The sequence below is a fragment of the Thioclava pacifica DSM 10166 genome, from assembly GCF_000714535.1.
GTDB lineage: Bacteria > Pseudomonadota > Alphaproteobacteria > Rhodobacterales > Rhodobacteraceae > Thioclava > Thioclava pacifica.
In genome coordinates this window covers 705,788-729,136 of record NZ_AUND01000001.1, presented here as the reverse complement: position 1 = coordinate 729,136, position 23,349 = coordinate 705,788, and the positions used below count along the sequence as shown (strand labels likewise).

The window sequence follows — 23,349 nt, the reverse complement described above, 5'->3', positions numbered from 1 at the left end:
AGGGGGCTCTGCCCCCGCTCGCGTCGGCGAGCAAACCTCATGGCAAGGGGGCTCTGCCCCCGCTCGCGTTGCGAGCCCCCCGAGATATTTGGATCAAGAAGAAGAAGGATCAGTCGCGGATGACCAGATCGGCGGCGCGGCTTTCGCGGGCGATCAGGCGGCCGTTGGGGAGGTCATTTTCCTCGACGCGGCGACGGGTCTCGGCCAGATCGCAGCCCTGGTCGCGCCAGCGTTCGGTGAGGCGTTGGCGCAGCACCGCCTCGGGCAGGTCGATGCGGATCGAGAGGTCGAAGAGCGGGTAGAGATCACGCCAGCCGGGGCGGGTCAGGAGCAGGTAATTGCCCTCGACGATCAGGTATTTTGCGCTTGCCGGGACCGAGCCACCGCCGGTCACAGTGGCGTCGGCGTCGCGGTCAAACGTCGGAACCGACGCATCGTCCCGAGCCACCTTGAGACGAGCGAGAAGGTCGGAAAGACTATCAACATCAAAGGTTTCCGGCGCGCCTTTCACAGCACGCAGCCCGTGCGCATCGAGCCAGTCATTGTCACGGTGAAATCCGTCCATCGCGACGATCGCCGCTCTTTCCCCGAGCGCCTCAGCGAGTTCGCGCGCGATATGGGACTTGCCCGCGCCGGGGCCGCCGACCACCGCGATCAGGAGACGGTCGCCATCGAGCTGGCGAATATGGGCGGCGAGATCAGCGCGGGGCACCTGAAGCTCGCTCTCCATGAAGGCGCCGTGATCGCCCATCGGGCCATTGCTGTCGCCAAGCCAGTCAGACATGGGGCCGCTCAGCCCATCGCCGCGATGAAGCGACCCAAAGCGGCCGCGGGATCGTCTTCGCGCCAAACTTCCTCACCAAGCGCAAACCAGTCAGTCACGGGAGCGAACTCGGCGATCAGCGTCTCGCTCAATGCCCCTTCGGCCACAACCGGCACTTCAATCATCTCGGACCACCACTGGAAGAGATCGTGCTCGGCGCGAGCGCCTGTGCCAAGGGTCGTCTCACCCACCGGGCCAAAGCAGACGTAATCGGCGCCCGCCTCACCCGCATTCATCCCTTCATGACGCGAGGCGCCGCAATGCGAGCCGACGATCGCATCGGTCCCGAGCGCCTTGCGCGCCGCGCGGATCTGGCGCGCGCCATCGGTGAAATGCACGCCGTCGAGCCCGTGGCGTTCAACGAGGCCAAGATGGGTCTCGATCACCAGCGCCACATCGCGGGCATGGGAAACTTCGCGCAGGGCATCGGCGGCGCGGCCGATCTCGTATTCGTCGCGACTGGCCAATGCCAGGCGGATGCAGGCAACCTCGTGGGCGTCGAGCACCGAGGCCAGTTTCGGTGCGAACTCCGCTGCGTCGAACGCAGGCGGCGTGATCAGGTAGATTTGCGGGCGATCCTCGGCCATGATCGGGCTCCTTTGCGTGTCTTGGGCCTCTTAGCGCAAGGCGCGCGGCCTTGCCAGTGCCTGCTTGCGCGACTAGGAGGGGCGCGAAAGGACTGCCTCATGCCCGACCTGCCCGATCCCGCCCAGCCTGCCTTTATCCTCGTGCGCCCGCAGATGGGCGAGAATATCGGGGCGGCGGCGCGCGCGATGCTGAATTTCTCGCTGCGCAAGATGCGGCTGGTGGATCCGCGCGACGGCTGGCCGAACCCGAAAGCTGTGGCGATGGCGTCGGGGGCGGCGGGTCAGGTGCTCGATTTCGCGGGTGTCTATGACAGCGTGGCCGAAGCGGTTGCCGATTGCGATTACGTTTTCGCCACGACCGCGCGCGGGCGCGAGTTGCCGAAGCCCATCTTCACGCCCGAGGCTGCGATGGTCGAGGCGCGCAAGCGCATCGTCGCGGGCCAGAAGGTCGGCATCCTGTTCGGCCCCGAGCGCACGGGGCTGGAAAATGACGACATCATCCGCGCCAACGCGATCATCACCGTGCCGGTTAACCCGGAGTTTTTCTCGCTCAATCTCGCGCAGGCGGTGCTGTTGACCGCCTATGAGTATTCGCGCCACACGCTTGAGGCCGTGCCGGTCGATCCGGGGCTTGCGGGGCATGATCCGGCCTCGGCCATCGAGGTCGAGAAGCTCGGCGATCATTTCGAGCAGCGGCTGGAAGAAGCCGGTTTCTTCCACCCGCCCGAAAAGGCGCCGATGATGAAGCGCAACCTGCGCAACATGTGGACGCGCTTCGCGATGACGCGCTCGGAGGTGCAGACGCTGCACGGCGCTCTGCGACAAATTCTCCGTGGGCGCGACTGACGCTTGGTCAAATCGGCTCCCTGCGCCATTTTAAGGCGCATGTGGCGAGTTTTCCGTGTCTCTTTTCTGGCTTTGGCGACGGGCGGCGTTCTGGGGCTTCTGGCGCTGTTGTGGTTCTACCCGGTGCTGGCCGCCGGGATCTGCCCGCGCTGTTTCGGGCTGGACCGGGCGGCGCCCTGCATCTTCGTCGATAGCGCGATGTCGCGTGACGACCGCCGCGCGCTGGTCGAGACGATTGACGGCGCGCGCGCGCAGGTGGCGCATTTCTATCCGGACCGCGAGGCTCATAGCCGCATTCTCGCCTGCTCTACGAAGGCCTGCGACCAGCGGTTGGGCGGGCGCGGGGCGGCAGCGGTAACCTATTCGCTGGGATCTTGGGCGGTGGTGCGCGTGGCCCCACGCGGGCTGACCGAGACGATCCTTGCCCATGAGCTGACCCATACCGAGACTCATGCCCGGCTTGGCATCCTCGGCCAGATCCGGGGCAAGATGCCTGCCTGGTTCGACGAGGGGCTCTCGGTGCTGGTCTCGGACGATCCCCGCTATCTCAATCCCGGCACCGGGATCGAGCGGTGCAAGGCCCTGCCCGACCAGCCCCTGCCCGTCTCACCCTTCGAATGGGCGCCACTGGCCGGGCGCGATAACGGCCTTTACGCGCAAGCCGCTTGCGCGGTGCTGATCTGGGCGGCCCATGAGGGCGGCGCCCAGGCGATCCACACCCGGCTTGCCAGCGGCACAGCCTTTCCCTGAGCGCAAGACGGATTGCACTTGACCTTGGCGTCCACGCGCAGAAAAAGAAGCCATGGCACAGGCATCTCTGAAAATCGACCTCGACGCTGTGGTCGCGAATTGGCGCGCGCTCGATGCGCGCTCGGGTGAGGCGACGCGCACATCGGCGGTCGTGAAGGCGGATAGCTATGGGCTGGGCGCGTCGAAGGTCGCGCCTGCGCTCTATCGCGCCGGGGCGCGCGAGTTCTTCGTGGCGCTTGCCGAGGAAGGGGCGAAGCTGCGCCCGCATCTGGGCCCGGAGGCGCGGATTTTCGTGCTTGGCGGCCATATGGCGGGCGATGCGCCGCTGATCCGCGAGGCGGGCCTGATCCCGATGCTGAATTCGCCCGAACAGATGGCGCGCCACCTGGACGCCCTGCCCGATGCGCCCTTCGGCGTACAGCTCGACACCGGGATGAACCGTCTCGGGATGGAGGACGACGCTTGGCAGGAGGCCGCGCCCGTTCTGCTCGACCGCGGGATCGAGCTGGTGATGAGCCACCTCGCCTGTGCTGACGAGCCCGAGCACGAGATGAACGCCCAGCAGCTCGCCGAATTCAAGCGGATGACGGACGGTATGGCCGTGAAGCGCTCGCTCGCGGCGACAGGCGGCATCCTGCTGGGGCCTGACTATCATTTCGACCTCACCCGCCCCGGCATAGGCCTTTACGGCGGGCGCCCGTTCGAGGCGGCGCTTGGCGTGGCGACCCTGTCGCTCCCGGTGATCCAGACCCGCGTGGTTCAGCCCGGCGAGACGGTGGGCTACGGCAACACCTGGCAGGCCGAGCGGATCACGACGATGGCCACAATCGCGGCCGGTTACGCGGATGGTATCCACCGGGTGCTGTCGAACATCACCGATCTCTACGCGGGCGACATTCCCTGCCCGCTGCGCGGCCGGGTCTCGATGGACCTCCTGACCGTGGATGTGACCGATCTCGACGAAGTGCCCGACACGCTCGACCTGATCGGCCCCTCTCAGGGCGTCGATGCGCTGGCCGATATTGCTGGCACGATCGGCTACGAGATTCTGACCGCGCTTGGACCTCGCTATAACCGCGTCTATTCGGAGCAGGCCGGGTGAGCGTCGCAACGCTGACCTCTCCTCTCGCGGCTTTGGGCCGTGCGACGCTGGCGCTGATGGCCGCGACCGGACGGCTGACCTTCTTCGTCGGCCAGACGCTGAGCCACCTGATCCGCCCGCCCTTCTATGCGCGCGAATTCTGGCTGGCCTGTCTGAATATCGGCTGGCTGTCGCTGCCGGTCGTCGGCATGACCGCGCTTTTCACCGGGGCGGCGCTGGCGCTGCAGATCTACGCGGGCGGCGCGCGCTTCTCGGCCGAGCAGGTCGTGCCCTCGATCACCGCGATCGGCATGGTGCGCGAACTTGGCCCTGTCTTGGGCGGGCTGATGGTGGCGGCGCGCGTGGCCTCCTCGATCGCCGCCGAGATCGGCACGATGAAGGTGACCGAGCAGATCGACGCGCTGACCACGCTGTCCACCAACCCGATGAAATATCTCACCGTTCCGCGCGTCGTCGCGGCCACGCTCTGCGTGCCGCTGCTGGTGGGCGTGGGCGACATCATCGGGATCATGGGCGGCTGGATGGTCGGCACGACGCGGCTGGGCTTCAACTCGGCCACCTATCTCAAGAACACCTGGGATTTCCTGGAGTTCTGGGACGTGGGCTCGGGTCTCGTGAAGGGCGCAGCCTTCGGCTTCATCGTCGCCACGATGGGCTGCTATCACGGGATGAATTCGGGCCGGGGCGCGCAAGGCGTGGGCCGGGCCACGAAATCCGCCGTGGTCGCGGCCTCGGTCGCGATCCTCGCCGCGAACTACCTGCTGACGGAGGCCTTCTTCTCGGCATGATCACGCTTGAGGCCCTCACCAAGAGCTTCGGCTCCAAACATGTGCTGCGCGGTGTGGACCTCGTGGTGCCGACCGGGCAATCGACCGTCATCATCGGCGGCTCGGGCACGGGCAAATCGGTGCTGCTGAAATGCATCCTCGGGCTGATCGAGCCCGATAGCGGCACGATCACGTTGGACGGCGTGGACGTGCATGAGGGCGACCGAGACGCCTTCCTCGCCCGCTTCGGCATGCTGTTTCAGGGCGGCGCGCTGTTCGACAGCCTCTCGGTCTGGGAAAACGTCGCCTTCCGCCTGCTGCGCGGCTCGCTCAAGCGCCCGAAACCCGAGGCGCGCGAGATCGCCATCGAGAAACTGCGCCGCGTGGGCCTGTCGCCCGATGTGGCCGACCTGTTCCCGGCGGAACTGTCCGGCGGGATGCAGAAACGTGTGGGCCTTGCCCGCGCCATCGCCGCCGAGCCCGAGATCATCTTCTTTGACGAACCCACGACCGGGCTCGACCCGATCATGGCGGGCGTCATCAACGAACTGATCCGCGAGATCGTGACCGAGATGGGCGCGACCGCGATGACGATCACGCATGACATGACCTCGGTGCGCGCGATTGCCGACCGGGTGGCGATGTTGCACGCAGGCAAGATCCGCTGGGAAGGCCCAATTGCCGAAATGGACGCAACGCCAGATGCTTACGTCCAACAGTTCATCCACGGCCGCGCCGAGGGCCCGATCGAGACGCTTCGCTGAAACCGGATGACTTTTCAGACCCTTGCGGCTAGACCGGAGGGAAAGATCGTCTCGCGAGGCCCCATGCTGAAATTCGCCAATCTGGCCCTGTTGATCCTGTTTCCCATCGCCTGGGCAGCGCCGCTCTTGCGCGCGGGGCTGCTGCCCTTTTTCGATCTCGACACGATCTCGGTGCTCAGCGGGCTGCAGACGCTGTGGCAGAAGGATATCTTCCTCGCCGTCGTCGTGAGCTTCCTCGCCCTCTTCGCCCCCTATCTGAAGGTGATCGGGATCGCGCTGATCCAGTTCAACCTCGCCTCCCCCAAGCTCAAGCCGGCGCTGAACCTTCTGGGCAAGCTCGCGATGGCCGATGTCTTCCTGATCGCGATATATATCGTGGTGGCGAAAGGCATTGGGCTTGGTCGACTTGAAACCGGCTGGGGGCTCTATCTGTTCACCGCCTGTGTCGGCGCGTCCTTCGCGATTTCGCATCTGGAATCGAAAAAGGCGCCGCAGGCCTGAGCCTCGGCGCCTTTCGGGTATTCTCTCGGTTTCAGTTTCAGTGCACCGAGACCGGCTCCAGATCATTCTGGCGGGCCAGAACGAAGGCCAGCTTGCGATCCTTGACCAGCGCGAGGCGCTCGCCATCGCTGTCATGGACCGCGTAAAGATGATCCACGCCAGCCAGTTCCGCCTGCAATTCCTTGGGCAGATCCTGCACCGCCACTTCGCGGACATAGACGATGGGCTGCTCGCCCTTGTCGCCAAAATCGAATTTCGTGTTCATGCGCGTTTCCTTTCCTGCCGTTCCTGCCGAAGGCTCATTTCCTGGCGATCGGGATGGTCTGCACGATCGTTTCGGGCTGGGCCCGTTTGAGATCGACATGCAAGAGCCCGTTTTCGGTCGTGGCCCCCGCCACCTCGACCCCATCGGCAAGCACGAAGCTGCGCTGGAAGGCGCGCGCCGCAATGCCGCGATGGAGGAAGATGCGTTCTTCCTCACCCTCGGATTGACGCCCCCGGATCACCAACGCCCGATCCTCGAGCGTGATCGACAGGTCATCTTCGCGAAAGCCAGCGACAGCGAGCGTGATACGGAAGGCATCCTCGCCGCGTTGTTCGATATTGTAGGGGGGATAGGCATCCGAGCCTTTCGCGGTGCGTTCCACCAGCCGCTCAAGCTGATCGAAGCCCAGAAGGTAGGGATGTGCGCCAAAGCTCAGTTTCGTCATCAGGCAAGCCCTTGTTCAAGCGACGTTGCGAAAACGGACCCCGGAGACCGGCAATCCGCCTGTATCGAATATGGGCGGGGTGCCCGCGCGCCGCAAGAGGCGGAACAGAACCAAAGGCGCGGATTTTTCTCCTAAGTGCTTCGCAAACTGCTATATTCAGGTCTCGCCCAATCGGTTCAGACGAGTCGGGCGTGTGTTCTTTGCGTGACAGGACCGGATGCCGGACATGAATGCCCATATCGAGATGAACCACGAGGAAGTGCTGCGTGTGAAACTCGAGGTGCTCAAACGCGAACACCGCGATCTCGACGAGGCAATCCACGCGCTCACCGAAGCCGTCCACCCCGATCAGCTGCGCATGGTGCGCCTGAAAAAGCAGAAACTGGCGCTCAAGGACCAGATCGCGCGGATCGAGGACCAGCTCACCCCCGACATCATCGCTTGAGCGCCCCGCAGGGCTTGCCGCGACGGCACAGATTTCTATAGTGCGCGCTCCATCTGCGAGAGGGGATTTCATGGGCGTGAAAGTGGGAATCATCATGGGCAGCCAGTCGGACTGGCCCACGATGAAAGAGGCGGCGACTATTCTCGACGAACTCGGTGTGGCCTATGAGGCGAAGATCGTCTCGGCGCATCGCACGCCTGACCGCCTTTGGGACTATGGAAAGACCGCCGTCGACCGCGGATTGCACGTGATCATCGCCGGTGCAGGCGGCGCGGCCCACCTGCCCGGCATGATGGCCTCGAAGACCCGCGTGCCGGTAATCGGCGTTCCGGTCCAGACCCGCGCGCTCTCGGGCGTCGACAGCCTCTATTCCATCGTTCAGATGCCCAAGGGCTTCCCCGTCGCGACCATGGCGATCGGCGCGGCCGGCGCGGCCAATGCTGGCCTGATGGCGGCGGGCATCCTCGCGATCAGCGATGCCGATCTCGCCGCGCGGCTCGATGACTGGCGCGAGAAGCTTTCCGCCTCGATCCCACAGGAGCCGCAGGATGAGTGAGCCCCTTCCCTACGGCGCCGTCATCGGCATCCTCGGCGGCGGTCAGCTTGGCCGGATGCTCTCGGTCGCGGCCTCGCGCCTGGGCTACAAGACCCATATCTACGAGCCGGGGCCGAACCCGCCCGCAGGCGATGTCGCCCATGCGGTGACCACCGCGCCTTACGAGGACGAGGCCGCCTTGCGCGCCTTTGCCGAGGCGGTGGATGTCATCACCTACGAGTTCGAGAACGTGCCGACCTCGGCGCTCGATCTGCTTGAAAGCCTCAAGCCGATCCGTCCGAACCGCCGCGCCCTCGCGGTCAGCCAGGATCGTCTGGTCGAGAAGGCCTTCCTCAACGATCTGGGTCTGCCGACCGCGCCCTTTGCCGCCGTGGACGATCTGACCGATTTGCAAGAGGCCATCGCCGAGATCGGCTGCCCCGCGATCCTCAAGACCCGCCGCTTCGGCTATGACGGCAAGGGTCAGGTGGTGATCAACGCCCCCGAAGAGGCCGAGGCCGCGCTGGCCGATATGAAGGGCGCGCCTGCGATCCTCGAAGGCTTCGTGACCTTCTTCAAGGAGATCTCGGTGATCGGCGCGCGCGCGCAGGACGGCGCGATTTCCTGCTTCGATCCGGGCCAGAACAAACATGAGGGCGGCATCCTGCGCACGACCACCGTGCCTGCCGCGATCACCGATGCGCAGCGCACCGATGCGGTGCTGCTGGCGGCGAAGATCCTCAACAAGCTCGATTATGTCGGCGTGATGGGGGTCGAGCTGTTCGTGACGCGCGATGCGCTGATCGTGAACGAGATCGCGCCCCGCGTGCATAATTCGGGCCACTGGACGCAGGCGGGCTGCGCGGTCGATCAGTTCGAACAGCATATCCGCGCCGTGACCGGCTGGCCGCTGGGCGATGGCTCGCGCTATGCCGATGTCGAGATGGAGAACCTGATCGGCGACGACATGGACCGGGTGCCCGAGCTTGCGAAGCTCGCGCGCTACCAAGTCCATCTTTACGGCAAGGCCGAGGTCAAGCCGGGCCGCAAGATGGGTCATGTGAACCACATTCTCTGAGGCCAACCTGAAATGGCGTAAGCGCTGGCCCGTCTCGGCGGGCCAGCGCTTTCTTTTCTGATCCGGTCAAAGTCCTTAACGCAGGATCACTTTGCGGCCATCGTGAAACGCGTGCCCCAAGGGTCGGTCACGCTTTCGCCGAAGCGCTCGGTGAAGTGCGCCAGTGCCTCGGGCTCCGCGCGCAGTCCCACCTCTGCCAGACCCGTCGCGGGCTGGTGGCGTTCCTTCGCGCCGCGGCTGTTCCAGACATTGGTCGCGAGGTGATGGTGATAGCCGCTCCAGCCGTGGAAATTCGCGCCGGGGTAGCGAGCCATCACATCCGCACCGAGCGTTTCGGCGTAGAACGGCTCGGCCGGATCAAGAGCGCCCACCTGAAGGTGCACATGGCCGATCACCGTGCCGCTCGGCGCGCCGCGCCAGGGCCCGCGGGCCTCGGCCATCACGTCGCGAAGGTCGAGCCGATCGGTCGCCATCAGGATCTGACCGCCTTTGCGCGGCCAATCTTCGCGGGCACGGTCGCGGTAGATCTCGATCCCGTTGCCTTCGGGGTCCGACAGGTAAAGCGCTTCGCTCACGAGGTGATCCGAGGCGCCTTCCAGCCGCCAGCCCTTCTCGGCCGCGCGGTTGAGCCAAGCGCCCAGATCGGCGCGTTCGGGCAGAAGGAAGGCGGTGTGAAAGAGCCCTGCCTCCTCTCGCCCCGATTTGCGGGCGGTCTTGTCGGCGAGGAGCTGCACGAGCACCTTGCCATCGACCCCGTAGCGCGCCTCGGAGGCATCGCGAGAGATCTGCTCCAGCCCGATCACGTCTTCATAGAAGGCGCCGACCCGATCGAGGTCATGAACAACAAGCGTCACATGCCCGATCTGAACGATTGCATCACTGGTTGCCATGACACCCTCCTCTTATTTCCGCGTCGGGCGGAGCGCATAGGCCCCGTCGCCGAGCAGCGCGAGCGCGAATTGCACTGCGGCCCACATCATCGGATATTCCCAGCCGCCGCCCTGATTGGCAAAGCTGAACCCGTTCGCCCAATGCGCCGTGAAGGCCGCGCCGAGCAGAATGAAGGTCAGCCCGAAGGAAACGATCCGCGCATAGATGCCCGCGATCAGGGCAAGACCACCCACGATCTCGGCGATCATCGTCACGACCCCGAGCCAGCCCGGCAGACCGAGCGACTGGAAGAAGCCCATCGTGCCCGCGGGGGTGAAGACGAAGAGCTTGGTCAGCCCGTGCGTCAGGAACAGTGCACCCGTCACGAGGCGCAGAACGAGAATGCCATAAGGCGCAAGTTTGGTATCGGTCATCTTGATCTCCCGTGGCTGCCGCCTCTCCGAACACCTGCCCGGTGCGATGCAGCCTTTGCATGGGCGGAAGATGGGCTATCCTTTCTTCCAATAAAATGGTTATGATATGGAATGACTTTCTACGTTATGTTCTGAATGTAATGGATATCACCGATCAACTCCGCGCCTTCGTCGCCACCGCCCAGACCGGCTCTTTCACCGCCGCCGCCGAACGGTTGGGGATCTCGAACCGGCTGACCTCGAAATATGTCGCCGAACTCGAAGACCGGCTCGGCACGCGGCTATTGCAGCGCACGACGCGGCGCGTCGGGCTCACCCCCGCGGGCGAGCGTATGCTGGCCGAGGCGCCTGCCCTGCTCGACGGGCTCGACGATCTGCTCAGCGATGTCTCCGAGCAATCGCGCGGGTTCTCGGGCAGCCTTCGGATCTCGGCCCCCGTTACCTTCGGCGAGGTCTATGTGGCCGAAATGCTCGCCCGTTTCGCCGCCCCGCATCTGGATCTGACGATCGATCTGCAACTTTCCGATGCGCAGACCGATCTAGCCGCCGAGGGCATCGACCTCGCTTTCCGCATCGGCGCGCTGAGCGATCACAGCCTGCGCGCGCGCAAACTTTGCGATATCGGGATGCGCGTCGTGGCCTCCTCCGAATATCTCGCTCATCACGCACGCCCCGAACGGCCCGAGGATCTCGCGCGGCACCGCTGCATCCACGACACCAATCACGGCCCGACACGGCGCTGGCGCTTCCGCGAGGGCGGCACGGTGCGCGAAGTGCCGGTGCCTGCGCAGATCATGGTCAACAGCGCCCGCGCCACCTGCGAGCTGGCGCTGGCCGGACATGGCATTGCCTATGGGCCGGATTTCGTGATGGGCCCCGAGATCGCGGCGGGGCGACTGGTGTCGATCTTTCCACCCGAGATCCTGCATGACACCGCGCTTCATGCCGTCTATCTCGACGGGCCGAAACTACCGCGCAAACTGCGCGCCTTGATCGAGTTTGCCCGCGAGGATGCGCGCAAGTCCTGTGATCAGGCCTAGGCTCGGGCCGGATCAGCCGCCAGCCGAGCGTTTGAGCGCAGCCGCGATCTGCGGTGGCTCGGGCACCTGCGTCACCGCGCGCTGATCCATCATATCCTCGACGAAGAGGCTCAGAAGCGCACCACGCCCGTTGACCCCGGCCTTGCGATAGATCGCGGCACTTTGCGCCTTCACCGTGCCCTCCGAGGTCTCGCGGATCGCCGCGATCTCGGGGATCGACAACCCCTTGATGGCGAAAAGCGCCACCTCGCGCTCCGCGGCCGTAAGCCCCCAATCGGCGAAGCGCTGCTCCAGCAGATCCTCGAACGCCGAGGTCGCAAGCCGCAGCCGGTCTCGGGTGCGCGCCCCGTCCCGCAATGCGCTGGCAAGCGCAAACGCGCCGAGACCGAGCCCGAGAAGCAAGCCGAGCGCCGCGCCGATCTCGAGGATTTCGCGGCTTTGCCAGCTGATCGGCGCCGGATAGAGACCAAAGACGGACAGAAGAATGTCGGAGACGAAAAACAGCGCACAGACCGCCTGGAGGATCAGGATCGCGCCCACGACCGCCGCCCGGCGGTGACGCGGACTCATCGCCCTGTGCCTTCACAAGGCTCAATCGTCATCGTCGCCTCCACCGTCGTCCGAACCGCCATCGGAACCGCCATCCGAACCACCATCGTCGGATCCGTCCGACCCATCGCTGTCGTGATCCGAGTCCGAGTCGCTGCCGTCATCGGAGTCGCCTCTGTCGGAGGTCGTGCCAGGCGTGCTGCCGCCCCCTTCAGTGCGCAGCCGTTCATTACCAAGGATCGGCGCGCGTCCCTTGCGCGACAGATCACGCAGGATTTCTCCGGTGCGCGGATCGAGAACGATCTCGCGTTCGATATCCTTGCGTTCCGCGGTGATCCGGATCCGGCCGAGGAAAGAGCGTTCGACCTCGATCTCGCGATAGCCATAGGCGCGCAATTGTCGGACCACCGCCTCGGTGGCGGTTTCCGCAATCGCCAGCCCCGGCGCGACGACCAGCGCCGCAAGGCCCGCACCCATGAAGCTTCGCCTTTTCATTCCCACTCTCTCCAGGCCTCCTTTACGCACGACTATGCCCGGCGCATGACGCGCCGGGCAAGCCGTTCGATCCTCAATCGTCGTCGTGACCGCCCGAGTCATGATCCCCCGAGTCGTGACCACCGGATTCATGATCGCTCGTCTCATGGTCGGAACTTGAATGATCGTCTTCGTGATCCGAGGTGTGATCGTCCTCCATCGTGTCGTGATCCTCCCCGTCGTCATCGGAGAAATCCTCGGACCGGCTCTGCACGCTCACGCCTTGGGTCATATCCGCACCGGCGCGCGTCCGGTAAGTCTCCTGGCTGCGGATCTGGCCCGTCGCGCGGTCATAGATAACTTCGATCTTCGTGCCGTTCGGATTGTAGCCTTCGGCCTTCACCTCGGTCGGACCGACCTCGATCTCGATATTGGTGAAGCCATTGGCTTGCAGATCCGCGGCGATCCCGTCGGTCGACACTTCGGCCAGGGCGAAATGCGCGCCTGCGGCCAGAACGGCCAACGCGGCGATCGGGGTTTTCATGGTCATCATCGTCACTCCTCCGGAAATGGGCTGCCGCGATCACGGCAAGGTGAGGTCAGGATCAGCGCCCGACCCGCACCGGTCCATCGGCCCGAGGGTTAGGTGACGGCTTTCAAACCTAAGTTGAAAGCAAATAAACCGAGGTTTATGGCCCTTATTCACCCATATCGAAGCCCAGATGCTTCGCCACGGTGAACACGTCCTTGTCGCCACGACCGCACATGTTCATCACGATGATATGGTCTTTGGGCAGATCGGGCGCGATCTTCATCACATGGGCGAGCGCGTGGCTGGGCTCCAGCGCGGGGATGATCCCTTCGAGACGGCAGGAGAACTGGAACGCCTCCAGCGCTTCCTTGTCGGTGATGTTCACATATTCCGCGCGGCCCGTGTCATGCAGCCAGCTATGCTCGGGCCCGATGCCGGGATAGTCGAGCCCGGCCGAGATCGAATGCCCTTCGAGGATCTGCCCGTCCTCGTCCTGCAGCAGATAGGTGCGGTTGCCATGCAGCACGCCCGGACGCCCGCCGGTGAGCGAGGCGCAATGCTCCATTTTCTCGTCGACGCCATGCCCGCCAGCCTCGACGCCGATGATGCGCACGGACGGATCATCGAGGAACGGGTGGAACAGCCCCATCGCGTTTGAGCCCCCGCCGATCGCGGCGATCACCGTGTCGGGCAGACGGCCTTCGCCTTCCTGCTCCTCCAACTGCCAGCGCACTTCCTTACCGATGATCGACTGGAAATCGCGCACCATCGCCGGATAGGGATGCGGGCCCGCGACCGTGCCGATGCAGTAGAACGTGTCGCGCACATTGGTCACCCAGTCGCGCAGCGCGTCGTTCATCGCATCCTTCAGCGTGCCGCGGCCCGATTTGACCGGAACGACCTCGGCACCCAGAAGCCGCATGCGGAAGACGTTGGGCGCCTGCCGCTCGACATCGGTGGCCCCCATATATACCACGCATTTCAGCCCGAAACGCGCGCAGACCGTGGCGGTCGCCACCCCATGCTGACCCGCGCCGGTCTCGGCGATGATCCGGGTCTTGCCCATGCGCCGCGCGAGCAGGATCTGGCCGAGCACGTTGTTGATCTTATGCGCGCCGGTGTGATTGAGCTCGTCGCGCTTGAGATAGACCTTCGCGCCGCCCAGCTCCTCGGTGATGCGAGGGGCGAAATACAGCGGCGACGGACGACCGACGTAATACTTCCAGAGATGGTCCATCTCGGCCCAGAACTCCGGGTCGGTCTTGGCCTTCTCGTATTCCTCTTCCAGCGCAAGGATCAACGGCATCAGCGTCTCGGACACGAACCGCCCGCCGAAAATGCCGAAACGCCCGTTCTCGTCGGGCACGTTCATGAAGGAATTGATCAGGTCGTCGGCCATGGCTCACCTCGCGCGTCTGTTCCGCAAAGCTCTAGCGTCAAAGCGCGGCAAGATAAATCCCCCCGCCCCTTCTTCTTGACCCAAATATCTCGGGGGTGAATGGCCGCAGGCCAGAGGGGGCAGCGCCCCCTCTTCATCCCAAAGATCGTCACCGCCCGGTGACGGAAGGGGGCACCGCCCCTTTCGCTCTCAGAGATAATCCGCGCGCGCGAGACCGTATTTCGCCATCTTCTCGTTGAGCGTCCGGCGCGGCAGGCACAGCTCCTCCATCACCGCCGAGATCGACCCCTTATGGCGCCGCATCGTATTGTCGATCAGCATCTTCTCGAAGCTCTCGACATATTCCTTCAGCGGTTTGCCCTCGGTGGTGATCGCGGCCGGTCCCGCCTCTTCGTCATCGGCCATCAAGAGCGACGCGATCGAACCCGAGCCACGGCGCGATTGCAGCACCGCGCGTTCGGCCACGTTGATGAGCTGGCGGACATTGCCCGGCCATGGCGCCTGCAAGAGCTGCGCGGCTTCCTGCGCAGTCACTTCCGGCACATCGCAACCATATTCATCGGCGAATTGCTCGGACATGCGATTGAAGAGCGTCAGGATATCCTCGCCACGCGCACGCAGCGGCGGCAGGGTGATCTTGAGGGCGGCCAGGCGATAATAGAGATCGGGCCGCAACGCATCCTCGACCGTCTTGCCCTCACCATGGGTGTTGCAGATCGCGACGATCCGGGTCTCGGCCGGCGCGCCCTGGTCGTTGATGAATTGCAGCAACCGAGCCTGCAGCGCCTGGCTGAGCGCCTCGACATCCTCAAGACACAGCGTGCCCCCGCGCGCCTCTTCGACGAGCGGCAGCCCGCCCTCTTCGACCGGGCCGAAAAGCTTGGCCGAGAGCGCTTCTTCGGTCAGTGCCGCACAGCTCACCACCACGAATTTCTTGCCCGCGCGCGGGCCGGTCGCATGCAGCGCATGGGCCACCAGCGTCTTGCCGGTGCCGGTCTCGCCATCGATCAGCACATGCCCGTCGGCCTGGGAGAGATCGAGAATATCCTCGCGCAGCCGCTCCATCGGCTCGGAGGTGCCGATCAGCTTGCCCATCACCTTCTCGCCCTCGGCCAGATCGCGACGCAAGGCACGGTTGTCGAGCGTCGTGCGGCGCATCTGCGTCGCACGCTTGGCCAGTTCCGTCATCCGGTCCGGAGAGAACGGCTTTTCCATGAAATCCATCGCGCCGAGCCGCATCGCCTCGACCGCCATCGGCACATCGCCATGGCCGGTGATCATGATCACCGGAAGACCGCTGTCGATGCCCATCAGACGCTTGAGAAAGGCCATCCCGTCCATGCCCGGCATGCGGATATCCGAGATCACCACCCCCGGCCAGTCCGGCCCGATCTCCTTGAGCGCCTCTTCCGCGCTTGCGAAAGTCTCGGTGTCGAAGCCCGACAGCGCCAGCCACTGGCTGACCGATTGCCGCATATCTTCCTCGTCATCGACGATCGCCACTTTCAACGTTCTTGCCATGTCTTACTCCGCGGCCCTGATGGACCTGTTCTTGTCCGACAGAAGCGGCAGCTGGACTTCGAAGACCGCCCCCCCGCTCTCGGAATTATGGGCGGTCAGACGACCGCCGAAATCACTAATGATGGAAGAAGAAATCGCGAGACCCAGCCCGGTTCCCTCTCCCGGTTTTTTCGTCGTCCAGAACGGCTCGAACAGCTTGTCGAGATCGGTGATCCCGGGGCCGTTGTCGCGCACGCTCAGCACCGCCGTCTCGCCGCTGGTGAGCAGGATCTCGACCTGCGGCTCTTCCACTGACTTGGTGGCGTCGAGCGCGTTTCGCAACAGGTTGATGATCACCTGCTCGAGCCGGATCCGATCCGCCATCACCATCACGGAGGCGCGCGGCATGGTGCGGATGATGTGGACCTTGCGGGTCTTGAGCTGCGGCTCCATCATCGAAAGCGCCTCGGAGAGCGCCGAGCGCAAATCGACCGGCTCGAAGGCCTCGCCGCCCTTGCGGGCATAGGATTTGAGCTGGCGTGTGATCGCCCCCATCCGCCCGATCAAATCGTCGATGCGCTGGAAGGACGACAGCGCCTCCTCGACGCGGGCGCGCTGCAACAGAAGCTTCGCTCCAGCCAGATAGGTCTTCATCGCGGCCAGCGGCTGGTTGAGTTCATGACTCACGGCGGCCGACATCTCGCCCAAAGCGGCCAGTTTCGACGATTGCGCCAGCGTCTGTTCGGCCACCGCAAGATCCTTCTGCGCCTTCTCGCGCTCGGCGATCTCGCGGCTGAGCCGGGCGTTGAGCGCGCGCAGCTCCGCCGATTCGGCCCGCAGCACCTGACTCTGCCGCCGCGCGCGCCGCGATAGCCCATAGAAGACCAGCGCCAGCAGGATCGCAAAGCCCATGATCTGCAAGGCCAGCACCGCGTTCACCCGCTCGCGCACGGAATCGTAGCTGGTGAAGGCGATCATCTTCCAGCCGCGGAAGGGTATGCGCGCCTCCGTGCGCATCACCGCCTGTCCACGCAGATAGGCATCGGGCGCCTCATTGGCCCAATCGGCCGTCGCCTGAAGTGCGCGCTGGATCGCCGAAGGGGCCGAGCGCGCCGCAAGCGCCTCTTCCATCGTCACGCCCCTCCAGCGCGGCTCGGTCGTCAGGATGATCTTTCCTTCGCTGTCGACCACCGCCAGCGCATCCGAAATCCCTGCCCAGGCGCGCTCGAATTTCGACAGATCCGCCTCGACCACGATCACGCCGACGGGGCGATTGTCCTGAATCACCGCGCGCGAATAGTCGAATTCCGTGCCGCCCGCCTCATTGGTATTGACCGAGAAGATCGTTCCCCGCGATCGCGTCGCATCCACGAAGAAGGGCGTGTTCGAGAAATTCATCCCGATCTGGGTGCGATTGGTCGAGGCGACAACGCGACCCTGCATGTCCAGCAACCGGATCGATGCCACCGCCACCTCCTTGCGCGCCGTGATCAGCTGCGCCGAGGCGGTGGAATAATCCGTTGTATCTAGCGCCTGCGTGAGCTGCGGGTCGCGCGCAAGCAGCAACGGCACAACGGAGGTCCGTTGCAGCTCGGACATGATGTTGCCGGTATACAGCGCCAGACGCAGCTCGGTACGCACCCGCGTCGTCTCGGTGAAACGCTGGGTAAGCCATTGATTGGTCACCCACATCACCGCGCCCGCCAGCGCAAGGATCACCACGACCGCGATGCGCAACATCCAGCGCGAGCGCCGCGTGCGGCCCAACAGGCTGATCCCGCTGTCGCTCTCGGGCAGCGGTTCTTGCAGGATCAGCGGATCTGGCATCTCTTGCGTCATGCGCGGAGTCTAAGCCAGAGGCAAAGCCGCAACAAGCGCGGGCGGTTAGGCGCTCTCGAGCACCGAGGTCAACGCGCGGAAAAGCGCCGCCCCATCGGCACCGCCTTGCGCATTCTCGATCACGCGCTCGGGATGGGGCATCATCCCCAGAACCCGGCGGTTCTCGCTCAGCACGCCCGCGATGTCATCGACGGACCCATTCGGGTTCTCGACATAGCGGAACGCCACCCGATCTTCGCCCTGAAGCCGCGCAAGCCCCTCCGCGTCGATCTGGTAATTGCCGTCGTGATGGGCGACCGGGATGACGATCTCCTGCCCCGCCTCATAGGCGGAGGTAAAGGCGCTGTCGGTCGTCGTGACACGCAGCGACAAGGGCTTCGAGACGAATTTCAGCCCCGCATTGCGCATCAGGGCGCCCGGCAGCAGCTTCATCTCGGTCAGCACCTGGAACCCATTGCAGATCCCCAGAACATAGCCGCCACGCCCCGCGAAATCGGCCACGGCCTGCCCGATCGGCGAGCGCGAGGCAATCGCGCCGCAGCGCAGGTAGTCGCCATAGGAGAAGCCGCCCGGCACGCCGATGACATCGACACCCGCAGGGATCTCGGTCTCCTTGTGCCAGACCTTGACGACCTCGGCCCCGGCCCGCGCGAAAGCCACGCTCAGGTCACGGTCGCAATTCGATCCGGGGAAGGTGATGACGGCGGCTTTCATGGCGAACGGCTCCTTGCCTCCAACTGCTTGAAATATCCCGGGGGTGAGGGCGCAAGCCCGAGGGGGCAGCGCCCCCTCCCCCGCTCCCGATCCGGGGAACCCGGATCAGGCGATCTCGATCGTGTATTTCTCGATCACGGTATTGGCGAGCAGCTTCTCGCACATATCCTTGACCTCGGCCTCGGCCGCAGCCTTGTCCGTAGCGGCCAGATCGAGCTCGATCACCTTGCCCTGGCGCACAGCCTCGACACCGCCGAAGCCCATATGGCCAAGCGCGTGACGCACGGCCTCACCCTGCGGGTCAAGCACCCCATCTTTCAGCATCACATGAACGCGGGCTTTCATCGGGGAGGCTCCTTTCAGTTGATCAGCGTCGGTTTGATCGGCTGCGTGTTCGTGGGCAGCACGCCCAGACGTTTGGCGACTTCGGTATAGGCATCGGTCAGCGAACCGAGATCGCGGCGGAAGACGTCCTTGTCGAGCTTCTGGCCCGTCTTGACGTCCCACAACCGGCAGCTGTCGGGGCTGATCTCGTCGGCGACGATCAGGCGCATGAAATCGCCATCCCAGATCCGGCCGATCTCGATCTTGAAGTCGATCAGCTTGATGCCCACGCCATAGAACACGCCGGTGAGGAAATCGTTCACCCGCAGCGCCAGCGCCACGATATCATCGAGGTCCTGCTGGTTCGCCCAACCAAAGGCGATGATATATTCCTCGGGCACGAGCGGGTCGCCCAGCTCGTCATTCTTGTAGCTGTATTCCACGATCGGGCGCGGCAGCGGCGTGCCTTCCTCAAGCCCGAGACGTTTCGCGATCGAACCGGCGGCGAAATTGCGCACGATCACTTCGAGCGGCACGATCTCCACCTGGCGGATCAGCTGCTCGCGCATGTTGAGCCGCTTGATGAAGTGGTTCGGCACACCGATATTCGCGAGCCCAGTCATGAAATATTCGGACAGGCGGTTGTTGAGCACCCCCTTGCCCTCGATCGTCGCTTTCTTCTGGGCGTTGAAGGCGGTCGCGTCGTCCTTGAAATATTGCACGAGCGTTCCGGGCTCGGGGCCTTCATACAGGATCTTCGCCTTGCCTTCGTAGATCTTCTTGCGCCGGGGTGCCATCGCGTCTCCGTTCTCGCTAGGCGCGAAAGGTCGGGTCAAGGGCTGCGCGCCGCAGATAGCGCTTCGCCCCCGCGCGCCTCCCGCGAAAGGGTATTGATCGCCCTATAGGCCAAGCCCGGCGTTGCCGCAAGGCAAAGCGCGTGCGTCTTCACAAGGAAACACACCCTCGTCAAAGCGCGCCAAATCGGGTTTTTCACCCGCCTTTACCCTTGCGGGCGGCCGCAGGGGCGTGCATATCCAAGGTAACGGATACTTTACCGGGAGGAAGCAGGCGATGACTACGTTCGACGATCGCGAAAACGCCTATGAAAACAAGTTCGCCCATGATGCGGAGCTGCAATTCAAGGCCGATGCACGCTGCAACAAGATGCTCGGCCAATGGGCTGCGGGCCTGCTGGGCAAAAGCGGCGCGGAGGCCGAGGCTTACATTGTCACGGTCGTGAAAGCCGACTTCGAGGAAGCCGGCCATGAGGACGTGTTCCGCAAGCTCTCGGCCGATCTCGGCGACAAGGCCGACGAGGCGGCGATCCGCGCGAAAATGGCCGAATGCATGGCCGAGGCGCGTCGCCAGGTTCTCGAAGAAGCCGACTGATCTCGGCCAGAACCAAGCCGAATACGGGGCCGGATGCGCAAGCACCCGGCCTTTTTCCTTGCCTGCCCTACCGCGGCCGTTCTCAAACGGCGCTCAAGACCTTCATGAAGGAAAGGAATTTGCCAATTCCGGCTGGTCGTGGCAGGAGAAGACCCAACCGCCGCGCCTGACGCGGCCCGATTGCATTTTGACGAGGCCCCGATGACTGACGCGCTGAGCCGCCTTCTGGAAACCCGCGACTGGCTGTTGACCGATGGCGCGACGGGCACGAACCTGTTCAACATGGGGCTGAGCTCGGGCGATGCGCCGGAGCTGTGGAATGCCGACGAGCCGGCGAAAATCGCCACGCTTTATTCGCTCTCGGTCGATGCGGGCTCTGACCTGTTCCTGACCAACAGCTTCGGCGGCAATGCCTCGCGCCTGAAACTGCACAACTCGCAAAACCGGGTGCGCGAACTCAATCGCCTCGCCGCCGAGATCGGCCGCGAAGTCGCTGACAAGGCGGGCCGTACCGTGGTCGTGGCCGGCTCGATGGGCCCGACGGGCGAGATCTTCGCGCCGATGGGTACTCTGACCCACGAACTCGCGGTCGAGATGTTTCACGAACAGGCCGAGGGCCTGAAAGAGGGCGGCGCGGATGTGCTTTGGGTCGAGACGATCTCGGCGCCCGAGGAATACAAGGCCGCAGCCGAAGCCTGCCAGCTCGCGGGCATGCCCTGGTGCGGCACGATGAGCTTCGACACGGCAGGCCGTACGATGATGGGCGTGACCTCGCAGGCGATGGTCAACATGGTCGACAAGCTGGCCTACCCGCCGCTGGCCTTCGGCGCGAATTGCGGCGTTGGCGCCTCCGACCTTTTGCGCACCGTGCTGGGCTTTGCCGCCACCGGGACCGAGCGCCCGATCATTGCCAAGGGCAATGCGGGCATCCCGAAATATGTCGACGGCCATATCTGCTATAACGGCACGCCCGAGCTGATGGCCGAATATGCGGTGATGGCGCGCGATTGTGGCGCCACGATCATCGGCGGCTGCTGCGGCACGATGGCCGAGCACCTGGTCGCGATGCGCGAGGCGCTGGAGACCCGCCCCCGCGGGCCGCGCCCGACGCTCGAGGAAATCTCGGCCAAGCTGGGCGGGTTCTCGTCGGAAGATGACGGGCTGGGCGAAGGCGGGGCCAAGCGCGAACGGCGCGGGCGTCGGCGCGGCTGAGCGCGGTTGGGGGGCGCTGCCCCCCGGCCTGACGGCCTCCCCCCGGGATATTTGAAGCAGTTGGAAGAAAGGGTCGGGTTTTCCCGGCAGTTGGAGCATGCGCGCGTTGCACAGCAGGTCAGAACAGTTCGAGCTGATCGCCCGGCCGGGGCGGCACGTGGAACTGCGTGCAGTCGAGATCGGGCAGCGCGCGGGCCAGGCCGAGGCGCTTGCAGCTGAGTTTGAAGCGTTGCTGGAGCAGTTCCGCCATCTCGCCCTCCCCCTTCATCCGCGCCCCGAAGCGCGGGTCGTTCAACCGACCACCGCGCATGTCGCGAATCCGGCCGAGCACCTTTTCGGCCTTGCCGGGGTGATGGCGTTCCATCCAGTCCGCGAAGAGGGGGGCCACCTCGTGCGGCAGGCGCACCGGCATCATCGAGGCGGCTTTCGCACCGGCCCGGCGCGCCTCGGTCAGGATCGCCTCCAGCTCGTGATCGGTCAGGCCCGGAATCATCGGCGCAGCCATGACGCGCACCGGGATGCCCGCGCGCGAGAGTTCACGGATCATGCGGATGCGGGTCGGCGGGCTGGGTGCGCGCGGCTCGAGGTCGCGGGCGAGGCCTGCATCGAGCGTCGTGACCGAGATCCCCACCTGCACCAGACCCGCCTCGGCCATCGGCGCGAGGATGTCGAGATCGCGCAGGATCGTCGAGCCGCGCGTGACGATCGCGACCGGGTGGCGATAGGTCCAGAGCACGTCGAGCAGGCGGCGCATGATCTCCAACTTGCGCTCGATCGGCTGGTAGGGATCGGTATTTGTGCCGATGGCAAGCACATCGGGACGGTAGTTTTTCTTGCGCAGCTCCTCCTCAAGCACCTGCGGCGCCTCGGGCTTTGCAATCAGGCGGGTCTCGAAATCCAGCCCCGCCGAAAGGCCAAGATAGCCGTGACTGGGCCGCGCAAAACAGTAGATGCAGCCATGCTCGCAGCCGCGATAGGGATTGAGCGAGCGTTCAAAGGGAACATCCGGCGACTGATTTCGCGTGATGGCCGAGCGCGGACGCTCGACCGAGACCTCGGTGCGGATCAGGCGCTCCTCCTCCGCGATGTCCCAGCCGTCATGCTCAGGCGCACGGGCATAGGGTTCGAACCGGCCGACGGGACGCGCCGCGGCGCCGCGCGCGCGCAGGCGCTCGGACGGGTTCGCGGGGGGAAGATCGAAGGGCAGACTCATGCCCTGAATTTAGAACGAAATGAGAACATTTGCCAAGTGGAGTCCCGACAACGCCCCGCGAGGTCGGACAAAACACCGCGCATGTCGCAATTCGCCAAGACTTGACGGGGCCCTGGCCTCACCACAAAGGTAACACCGGCTAGCAGGAGAACGCACACATGGCCGAAGACGACGATATCATCCTCTCCGAACTCGACGATGACGAGCTCACCGCGCAGATGATGGATGACCTCTATGACGGTCTGAAGGAAGAGATCGAGGAGGCCACCCGGATCCTGCTCGATCGCGGCTGGACGCCCTATGACATCCTCACCAAGGCACTGGTCGCCGGCATGACCATCGTGGGCAACGACTTCCGCGACGGCATTCTGTTCGTACCGGAAGTGCTGCTGGCCGCCAACGCGATGAAGGGCGGCATGGCCATCCTCAAGCCGCTGCTGGTCGAGACCGGCGCGCCGCGCATGGGCAAGATGGTCATCGGCACCGTGAAGGGCGATATCCACGATATCGGCAAGAACCTCGTGGCGATGATGATGGAAGGCGCGGGCTTCGAGATCGTCGATCTCGGGATCAACAACCCGGTCGAGAACTATCTCGATACGGCGAAGGCCGAAGGCGCTGATATCATCGGCATGTCGGCGCTGCTGACCACCACGATGCCCTACATGAAGGTCGTGATCGACACGATGAAGGAGCAGGGCATCCGCGACGATTACATCGTTCTGGTGGGCGGCGCACCGCTCAACGAAGAGTTCGGCAAGGCCATCGGTGCCGATGCCTATTGTCGCGACGCCGCCGTGGCGGTGGAAACCGCGAAGGCTTTCATCGCGCGCAAGCACAATCAGGTCGGCGCCTGATCCCTCCAGACCTGAGCGGATTACAGCCCAGCCATGCATTGCAAAGGCCCCGATTTTTTCATCGGGGCCTTTTCATATCCCGCCACGCGCCCCAT

29 protein-coding genes are annotated in these 23,349 nt (G+C 64.6%); 13 read left to right on the top strand and 16 right to left on the bottom strand.

Annotation, left to right across the window (positions count from 1 at the left end):
- Positions 1-109: 109 nt before the first annotated feature.
- Together TP2_RS03335 and TP2_RS03330 are read right to left on the bottom strand one after the other, a co-directional pair.
- Complete coding sequence (locus tag TP2_RS03335; protein WP_051692141.1) at positions 110-784, bottom strand: nucleoside/nucleotide kinase family protein; 675 nt, start codon at positions 782-784, stop codon at positions 110-112.
- Positions 785-792: 8 nt separating this feature from the next.
- Complete coding sequence (locus tag TP2_RS03330; RefSeq protein ID WP_038073158.1) at positions 793-1,410, bottom strand: thiamine phosphate synthase; 618 nt, start codon at positions 1,408-1,410, stop codon at positions 793-795.
- A 99-nt stretch (positions 1,411-1,509) separates the two neighbouring features.
- On the opposite strand from TP2_RS03330, the gene TP2_RS03325 reads away from it, so the two are divergent.
- From TP2_RS03325 to TP2_RS03300, 6 genes are all read left to right on the top strand, one after another.
- Entirely contained in the window at positions 1,510-2,256 is a 747-nt protein-coding gene (locus TP2_RS03325) for an RNA methyltransferase (protein ID WP_038073156.1), read from the top strand.
- Positions 2,257-2,295: 39 nt separating this feature from the next.
- A complete protein-coding gene (locus TP2_RS03320) occupies positions 2,296-3,006 on the top strand; it encodes a hypothetical protein (protein WP_038073155.1) in 711 nt (236 codons plus the stop codon).
- Between the two features lie 52 nt (positions 3,007-3,058).
- A complete protein-coding gene (alr, locus tag TP2_RS03315; protein WP_038073153.1) occupies positions 3,059-4,108 on the top strand; it encodes an alanine racemase in 1,050 nt (349 codons plus the stop codon).
- A gap of 56 nt (positions 4,109-4,164) precedes the next feature.
- A complete protein-coding gene (locus TP2_RS03310) occupies positions 4,165-4,896 on the top strand; it encodes an MlaE family ABC transporter permease (RefSeq protein WP_051692154.1) in 732 nt (243 codons plus the stop codon).
- Positions 4,893-5,639, top strand: coding sequence for an ABC transporter ATP-binding protein (locus TP2_RS03305; RefSeq protein WP_038073151.1), 747 nt, complete (start codon positions 4,893-4,895; stop codon positions 5,637-5,639). The genes TP2_RS03310 and TP2_RS03305 overlap by 4 nt, the downstream gene beginning before the upstream one ends.
- A gap of 63 nt (positions 5,640-5,702) precedes the next feature.
- On the top strand, positions 5,703-6,140 hold the full coding sequence (locus TP2_RS03300; protein ID WP_051692140.1) for a paraquat-inducible protein A: 438 nt from the start codon (positions 5,703-5,705) through the stop codon (positions 6,138-6,140).
- A 37-nt stretch (positions 6,141-6,177) separates the two neighbouring features.
- Here TP2_RS03300 and TP2_RS03295 read toward each other — a convergent pair whose 3' ends face one another.
- Together TP2_RS03295 and TP2_RS03290 are read right to left on the bottom strand one after the other, a co-directional pair.
- A complete protein-coding gene (locus TP2_RS03295) occupies positions 6,178-6,405 on the bottom strand; it encodes a DUF1150 family protein (protein WP_038073149.1) in 228 nt (75 codons plus the stop codon).
- Positions 6,406-6,439: 34 nt separating this feature from the next.
- Positions 6,440-6,850, bottom strand: a complete 411-nt coding sequence (locus TP2_RS03290) for an Hsp20 family protein (protein WP_038073147.1) — start codon at positions 6,848-6,850, stop codon at positions 6,440-6,442.
- Between the two features lie 226 nt (positions 6,851-7,076).
- Here TP2_RS03290 and TP2_RS03285 point away from each other — a divergent pair, with 226 nt between their 5' ends.
- The 3 genes from TP2_RS03285 (at position 7,077) to TP2_RS03275 (ending at position 8,908) form a co-directional block, all read left to right on the top strand.
- Entirely contained in the window at positions 7,077-7,295 is a 219-nt protein-coding gene (locus TP2_RS03285) for a YdcH family protein (RefSeq protein WP_038073502.1), read from the top strand.
- A 70-nt stretch (positions 7,296-7,365) separates the two neighbouring features.
- The gene (purE, locus tag TP2_RS03280; protein ID WP_038073145.1) at positions 7,366-7,851 is read left to right on the top strand and encodes a 5-(carboxyamino)imidazole ribonucleotide mutase; all 486 of its coding nucleotides are present in this window, start codon (positions 7,366-7,368) and stop codon (positions 7,849-7,851) included.
- Positions 7,844-8,908, top strand: coding sequence for a 5-(carboxyamino)imidazole ribonucleotide synthase (locus TP2_RS03275; RefSeq protein ID WP_038073144.1), 1,065 nt, complete (start codon positions 7,844-7,846; stop codon positions 8,906-8,908). The genes purE and TP2_RS03275 overlap by 8 nt, the downstream gene beginning before the upstream one ends.
- A gap of 86 nt (positions 8,909-8,994) precedes the next feature.
- On the opposite strand, the gene TP2_RS03270 is transcribed toward TP2_RS03275, so the two are convergent.
- Together TP2_RS03270 and TP2_RS03265 are read right to left on the bottom strand one after the other, a co-directional pair.
- A complete protein-coding gene (locus TP2_RS03270; RefSeq protein ID WP_038073142.1) occupies positions 8,995-9,798 on the bottom strand; it encodes a VOC family protein in 804 nt (267 codons plus the stop codon).
- A 12-nt stretch (positions 9,799-9,810) separates the two neighbouring features.
- Positions 9,811-10,212: a DoxX family protein gene (locus TP2_RS03265; RefSeq protein WP_038073140.1), complete on the bottom strand. Its 402-nt coding sequence runs from the start codon at positions 10,210-10,212 to the stop codon at positions 9,811-9,813.
- Between the two features lie 140 nt (positions 10,213-10,352).
- On the opposite strand from TP2_RS03265, the gene TP2_RS03260 reads away from it, so the two are divergent.
- Entirely contained in the window at positions 10,353-11,252 is a 900-nt protein-coding gene (locus TP2_RS03260) for a LysR family transcriptional regulator (protein ID WP_038073138.1), read from the top strand.
- 12 nt (positions 11,253-11,264) lie between these two features.
- Here the strand turns inward: TP2_RS03260 and TP2_RS03255 are convergent, their stop codons facing one another.
- The 9 genes from TP2_RS03255 to purC form a co-directional block, all read right to left on the bottom strand.
- Positions 11,265-11,822 (bottom strand): helix-turn-helix transcriptional regulator, encoded by a 558-nt coding sequence (locus TP2_RS03255; RefSeq protein WP_038073136.1) that lies wholly within the window; start codon positions 11,820-11,822, stop codon positions 11,265-11,267.
- Between the two features lie 21 nt (positions 11,823-11,843).
- Positions 11,844-12,296 carry a PepSY domain-containing protein gene (locus TP2_RS03250; protein WP_157617022.1) on the bottom strand — a complete coding sequence of 151 codons (453 nt, stop codon included), beginning with the start codon at positions 12,294-12,296 and terminating at the stop codon, positions 11,844-11,846.
- 73 nt (positions 12,297-12,369) lie between these two features.
- On the bottom strand, positions 12,370-12,825 hold the full coding sequence (locus tag TP2_RS03245) for a hypothetical protein (protein WP_157617021.1): 456 nt from the start codon (positions 12,823-12,825) through the stop codon (positions 12,370-12,372).
- A 148-nt stretch (positions 12,826-12,973) separates the two neighbouring features.
- Entirely contained in the window at positions 12,974-14,206 is a 1,233-nt protein-coding gene (trpB, locus tag TP2_RS03240) for a tryptophan synthase subunit beta (protein WP_038073130.1), read from the bottom strand.
- Between the two features lie 189 nt (positions 14,207-14,395).
- Complete coding sequence (locus TP2_RS03235; RefSeq protein ID WP_038073128.1) at positions 14,396-15,727, bottom strand: sigma-54-dependent transcriptional regulator; 1,332 nt, start codon at positions 15,725-15,727, stop codon at positions 14,396-14,398.
- 3 nt (positions 15,728-15,730) lie between these two features.
- Positions 15,731-17,533: a sensor histidine kinase gene (locus tag TP2_RS03230; RefSeq protein WP_084713862.1), complete on the bottom strand. Its 1,803-nt coding sequence runs from the start codon at positions 17,531-17,533 to the stop codon at positions 15,731-15,733.
- Between the two features lie 57 nt (positions 17,534-17,590).
- Positions 17,591-18,259 carry a phosphoribosylformylglycinamidine synthase subunit PurQ gene (gene purQ, locus TP2_RS03225; RefSeq protein WP_038073126.1) on the bottom strand — a complete coding sequence of 223 codons (669 nt, stop codon included), beginning with the start codon at positions 18,257-18,259 and terminating at the stop codon, positions 17,591-17,593.
- A 105-nt stretch (positions 18,260-18,364) separates the two neighbouring features.
- Complete coding sequence (gene purS, locus TP2_RS03220) at positions 18,365-18,604, bottom strand: phosphoribosylformylglycinamidine synthase subunit PurS (RefSeq protein WP_038073125.1); 240 nt, start codon at positions 18,602-18,604, stop codon at positions 18,365-18,367.
- Between the two features lie 14 nt (positions 18,605-18,618).
- Positions 18,619-19,380: a phosphoribosylaminoimidazolesuccinocarboxamide synthase gene (purC, locus tag TP2_RS03215; RefSeq protein ID WP_038073124.1), complete on the bottom strand. Its 762-nt coding sequence runs from the start codon at positions 19,378-19,380 to the stop codon at positions 18,619-18,621.
- Positions 19,381-19,654: 274 nt separating this feature from the next.
- On the opposite strand from purC, the gene TP2_RS03210 reads away from it, so the two are divergent.
- Positions 19,655-19,972: a DUF1476 domain-containing protein gene (locus tag TP2_RS03210; RefSeq protein ID WP_038073122.1), complete on the top strand. Its 318-nt coding sequence runs from the start codon at positions 19,655-19,657 to the stop codon at positions 19,970-19,972.
- 201 nt (positions 19,973-20,173) lie between these two features.
- Positions 20,174-21,184 carry a betaine--homocysteine S-methyltransferase gene (bmt, locus tag TP2_RS03205; RefSeq protein WP_038073494.1) on the top strand — a complete coding sequence of 337 codons (1,011 nt, stop codon included), beginning with the start codon at positions 20,174-20,176 and terminating at the stop codon, positions 21,182-21,184.
- A gap of 118 nt (positions 21,185-21,302) precedes the next feature.
- Here the strand turns inward: bmt and TP2_RS03200 are convergent, their stop codons facing one another.
- Positions 21,303-22,397: a PA0069 family radical SAM protein gene (locus TP2_RS03200; protein WP_038073120.1), complete on the bottom strand. Its 1,095-nt coding sequence runs from the start codon at positions 22,395-22,397 to the stop codon at positions 21,303-21,305.
- A 158-nt stretch (positions 22,398-22,555) separates the two neighbouring features.
- On the opposite strand from TP2_RS03200, the gene TP2_RS03195 reads away from it, so the two are divergent.
- The gene (locus tag TP2_RS03195) at positions 22,556-23,254 is read left to right on the top strand and encodes a corrinoid protein (RefSeq protein ID WP_038073118.1); all 699 of its coding nucleotides are present in this window, start codon (positions 22,556-22,558) and stop codon (positions 23,252-23,254) included.
- The last annotated feature ends 95 nt before the right edge of the window (positions 23,255-23,349 follow it).